Below are 4,636 nucleotides of genomic sequence, written 5' to 3' on the forward strand. Positions count from 1 at the left end.
GGCGGGCGGGCGGGGCGTGAAATATTTGCGTGGGGTTGTCAGTGCTGGCCTAATCGCGGGACGAGCCCGCTCCCACAGGTACAACGCCGTATTCAGTGGCGGCGCTGTACCTGCGGGGGCGCCGCGATCAGGCGGTCTTTTCGTCCAGGTGCAAGTACAGGTTGTCGATCAGCCGAGTGCTACCCAGATACGCCGCCCCCAGGATCACCAGGTCACGATCGTCGGCTTGCGCCGGTTTCAGGCTGACGGCATGACGCACTTCCAGGTAGTCCGGGCGGAACCCGGCGGCCGTCAGCTGCGCCTGGCCTTCAGCCAGCAGCGTCAGGTAATCACGCTGACCCCGCCGGACCGCCTCGGCCAACAGGCTCAGCACTTTGTATAGCATCGGTGCCGCAGCGCGTTGTTCAGCGCTCAGATAACCGTTGCGCGACGACAGCGCCAACCCATCCTCAGCCCGCACGGTCGGCTCGCCGATGATCTGGATCGGCATGTTCAGGTCTCGCACCATGGCGCGGATGACCGCCAGCTGCTGGTAGTCCTTTTCGCCGAACACGGCCAGATCCGGCTGGACCATGTTGAACAGCTTGCTGACCACCGTCGCCACACCCTCGAAGTGCCCGGGGCGGCTGGCGCCACACAGGCCTTCGGACAGTTGCGGCACGCTCACCCGGGTCTGCACGGTCATGCCGTCGGGGTACATCTCTTCGACAGTAGGCGCGAACAGCAGATGGCAACCGGCCTGCAACAGGGTTTCCTGATCGGCAGCGAGGGTGCGTGGGTATTTGTCGAGGTCTTCGCCTGCGCCGAACTGCAGCGGGTTGACGAAGATGCTGGCAACCACGAAGTCGGCGCGCTGGGCGGCCTTGGTCACCAGGGCGGCGTGGCCGCTGTGCAGGTTGCCCATGGTCGGGACGAAGGCGATACGCTTGCCTTCGCCCCGGGCGCGTGCCACGGCGGCGCGCAGTTCGCGGACAGTCTTGACGGTATTCATGCGCTGAACCCGTGTTCGGGGGCCGGGAAGCTCACATCTTTGACCTGCTTGACGTAGGCCGCCAGGGCGCTCTGGATATCGGGCTGGCCGGCCATGAAGTTCTTCACGAACTTCGGTACGCGGCCGCTGAGGGACAAGCCCAGCATGTCGTGCAGCACCAGTACCTGGCCATCGGTACCACTGCCGGCACCGATACCGATCACTGGAATGCTCACCGCCTGGGAAATCTCCGTGGCCAGCTCGCTGGGCACGCATTCGAGCAGCAGCATGGCGGCGCCAGCCTGCTCGAGGGCGATGGCATCGGCGCGCATCTGTTGCGCCTGGGCTTCCTGGCGACCCTGGACCTTGTAGCCACCGAGCACGTTGACGGTCTGCGGGGTCAGGCCCATGTGCGCGCACACCGGCACGCCGCGGTCGGCCAGCAGGCGGATGGTCTCGGCCAACCAGGCTGCACCCTCGACCTTGATCATGTGCGCACCGGCGCGCATCAGCTTGGCGCAGTTGACGAACGACTGCTCGAGCGTGGCATGGGCCATGAAGGGCAGGTCGGCCAGGATCAGTGCACCGTCGTTGCCGCGTTTGACGCAGGCGGTGTGGTAGGCCATGTCGTCGGTGGTGACGGGCAGGGTGCTGTCATGGCCCTGCAGGACCATGCCGAGCGAATCGCCAACCAGCAGCACCTCGACGCCGGCCTGGCTGGCGGCCTTGGCGAAGGTGGCGTCGTAGCAGGTCAGCATGGTGATTTTCTCACCCTTGGCCTTCAGGCCATGCAGGGTGGTCAGGGTTACTTCAGGCATGTAGCGAAATCCTCGTTCAGGCGCTGTGAAAAACGACTGCGTACAACGCGTGTATTCATCTTCCGGAGCGGCACATCATCGTGCGTGATGTTCGGGTCACAGGGCTGTCCGGGCCTAAATGGGTGTGATGCGGCATACGGGCGCCGCGGGACGCCTATAGTCGTGAGCGATGGGGGGGAAGTCAATGACCCTGTTACCGCATTGTTACGCTCAGGGTGTTACTGGCGTTACCGATGGCTGAAGCGTCCGGATTACAAGCGCTCCAGCCCGACGAACGGGCAGTCCTGGAGCAGTTGCGCGAGGCTGCGGCCATCGGCCAGATGGAAGTCTTCAGGGACCAGCTCGGCCAGCGGATAAAGCACGAAGGGACGGGCATGCAGGTGGTAATGCGGCACTTTCAGACGTGGCACATCAATGACCTGGTCGCCGAACAGCAGCACATCCAGGTCGAGTGTACGCGGGCCCCAGCGCTCCTTGCGCACCCGGCCCTGATCGTTCTCGATGCCTTGCAGGGCATCGAGCAGCGCCAGCGGCGCCAGCTCGGTGTCGAGCGCTGCGACCGCATTGGTGTAGCGGGGCTGGCCGGGCAGCAGGGAGTCACTGGTGTACAGCGCCGAAGCGGCCACCAGGTGCGTCCCGGCGATCTGGTCCAGCGCCTGGAGGGCGCTGCGCAGTTGCTCGGCGGGGGCGTCCAGGTTGCTGCCCAGGCCAATATAGGCGCGTACCGGCATGCTCAGTCGAAGGCCTCGTCGCCACCGGCCTTGCGCTTGCTATTGCTGCGCTTACGTTTGCGCGGGGCCGGCCCCGAACCTTCGTCACGGCTGCCCAGCTCGCGGATCATGTCGCGGCGTTCGCTGTCGTGGGCGTCCTGGTAGTCGGTCCACCACTGGCCGAGATCGTCGGTTTCCTCGCCGGCACTTTCGCGCAGCAGCAGGAAGTCGTAGCCGGCGCGGAAGCGCGGGTTGTCCAGGAGCATGTCGGCGCGTTTGCCGCTGCGCCGTGGCAGGCGCTCCTGCATGTCCCAGATCTCGCGGATCGGCAGGGTGAAGCGCTTGGGAATAGCAATGCGCTGGCACTGTTCGGCGATCAGGTCGTGGGCGGCTTCGTTCATTGCCGGGATCGGCGGCACGCCCTGGCTTTGCAGGTACAGGGCACGTGCTGGCAGGGCAGGCCACAGCAACGCGGCGAACAGGAAGGCCGGGGTCACCGGTTTGCCCTGCTTGACGCGCAGGTCGGTGTTGGCCAGCGCCTGGCTGATCAGGGTGTGGGTGTAGGTCGGGCGTTCATCCAGGGCGTGGGCGCTGGCCGGGAACAGGGGTTCGAACAACTCGAGGTCGACCAGCATTTCGAAGGCGATCGCCCCCTGGCCGGATAGGAACAGCTTGAGCACTTCCTCGAACAGGCGCGCCGGCGGGATTTCGCGCAGCAGCTTGGCCAGTTCGCGGATAGGCTGGACGGTGTGCTTCTCGATGCCGAAGTCGAGCTTGGCGGCGAAACGCACTGCGCGCAGCATGCGCACCGGGTCTTCCTGGTAACGGTGGGTCGGATCGCCGATCAGGCGCAGCAGGCGATTGCGGATATCGTGGACGCCATTGGCATAGTCCAGGACGCGCTCGCTGACCGGGTCGTAGTACAGGGCGTTGATGGTGAAGTCGCGACGCTGGGCATCGTCTTCGAGGGTGCCGTAGACGTTGTCACGCAGGATTCGCCCGCTGGCGTTGTGCGACGAACGGTGGCTGTCACCCTGGTCATCTTCGCTGTGATGAGCGCGGAAGGTGGCGACTTCGATGATTTCGCGGCCGAAATGGATGTGGACCAGCTTGAAGCGCCGGCCAATGATCCTGGCATTGCGGAATTCGGCACGCACCTGTTCGGGCGTGGCGCTGGTGGCGACATCGAAGTCCTTGGGGGTGATGCCCAGCAGGAGGTCGCGCACGCAGCCGCCGACCAGGTAGGCCTGGTAGCCGGCGCCCTGCAGGCGCTCGACGATGCTCACGGCGTGGCGGCTGAACTGGCTGCGCTGCAGCGAGTGCTGGCTCTTGTTGATCACTTCAGGCGTGGTGCGCCTGTGGTGTTGACCACGGATGGGAGGACGGAACGACTGGAACAGCTTCTTCAGCATGGGATGCACTGTTTGAAGGAATGTTCGGCCAAGACTAGGAGAATGGCCGCATGATGGCGGGGGATTCTAGCATTTACTGGCGGAATGGTGTAGGCGGTGCCGAAAGGCGATTAAGGCGGGGAGAAACGACATGGGGAGCCTAGGCTCCCCATCAAGTCGTTGCGTGCTCTTATTGTTTTTTTGTCGGGCTTCTTGTTTTTGTTGAGTGCCCTGTCCACACAGCTTGAAGCGTGTGGACGACCCCAAATTCAGGGGTGAAGAGCAAACGGATTGCTTTGGTCGCTGATGCTATGCTGATCAATCGATCCAACCAGTTCAGGCGCTGCTTTAGTGCAGTTTTTGTTGTTCTCTGCCTGGTTGTGGGGCAAGCCCCAAACACAACTCCTCTCCAAAAGAATCAGTTAGCTGCGCCTCCGCCGTCTTGTTCTTGTTATGCGTGAGCCGTTTCGTCTTGTTCTTATTCTGAGTAGCAGTGCTTGTTATTGTTCTTGTACGAAAGATATAGCAGGTGGCGTGCCAACTTTCGCAAACCCAATTAAATCAATGGGTTACGGGTTTTCGGGCCGCGCGCAAGGCGGGAAAATGTAGAAATTTCGTTACCGTATGCCTCGATTTGTTACGTCGCGGACGGTTGAGGTAACAGATTTTTCACGGTAACCGGGTGTTACCTGCTGAAGGGGCGGGGTGTGGTAGGGCTCACCGTGGGCAAGCCCCTGAACGCAAAGC

Annotated in this window: 4 protein-coding genes; all 4 read right to left on the minus strand. The window is 63.0% G+C overall.

What is annotated here, in order from left to right; translation table 11 throughout:
* Positions 1–127: 127 nt before the first annotated feature.
* Positions 128–991 (minus strand): pantoate--beta-alanine ligase, encoded by an 864-nt coding sequence (gene panC, locus HU729_RS24935; RefSeq protein ID WP_186670414.1) that lies wholly within the window; start codon positions 989–991, stop codon positions 128–130.
* Positions 988–1,788: a 3-methyl-2-oxobutanoate hydroxymethyltransferase gene (gene panB / locus HU729_RS24940; RefSeq protein ID WP_186670412.1), complete on the minus strand. Its 801-nt coding sequence runs from the start codon at positions 1,786–1,788 to the stop codon at positions 988–990. The genes panC and panB overlap by 4 nt, the downstream gene beginning before the upstream one ends.
* Before the next feature lie 251 nt (positions 1,789–2,039).
* On the minus strand, positions 2,040–2,519 hold the full coding sequence (folK, locus tag HU729_RS24945) for a 2-amino-4-hydroxy-6-hydroxymethyldihydropteridine diphosphokinase (RefSeq protein ID WP_186670410.1): 480 nt from the start codon (positions 2,517–2,519) through the stop codon (positions 2,040–2,042).
* A 2-nt stretch (positions 2,520–2,521) separates the two neighbouring features.
* Positions 2,522–3,910, minus strand: a complete 1,389-nt coding sequence (locus tag HU729_RS24950; RefSeq protein WP_186711867.1) for a polynucleotide adenylyltransferase PcnB — start codon at positions 3,908–3,910, stop codon at positions 2,522–2,524.
* Positions 3,911–4,636: the final 726 nt, after the last annotated feature.

Origin of the sequence: Pseudomonas sp. RW10S2, from assembly GCF_014268985.1 — a bacterium.
GTDB lineage: Bacteria > Pseudomonadota > Gammaproteobacteria > Pseudomonadales > Pseudomonadaceae > Aquipseudomonas > Aquipseudomonas wayambapalatensis.

What these genes read in the sequence shown, in the direction of transcription:
- panC (WP_186670414.1), bottom strand. Translation starts at nt 991, where the DNA reads ATGAATACCGTCAAGACTGTCCGCGAACTGCGCGCCGCCGTGGCACGC.
- panB (WP_186670412.1), bottom strand. Translation starts at nt 1,788, where the DNA reads ATGCCTGAAGTAACCCTGACCACCCTGCATGGCCTGAAGGCCAAGGGT.
- folK (WP_186670410.1), bottom strand. Translation starts at nt 2,519, where the DNA reads ATGCCGGTACGCGCCTATATTGGCCTGGGCAGCAACCTGGACGCCCCC.
- HU729_RS24950 (WP_186711867.1), bottom strand. Translation starts at nt 3,910, where the DNA reads ATGCTGAAGAAGCTGTTCCAGTCGTTCCGTCCTCCCATCCGTGGTCAA.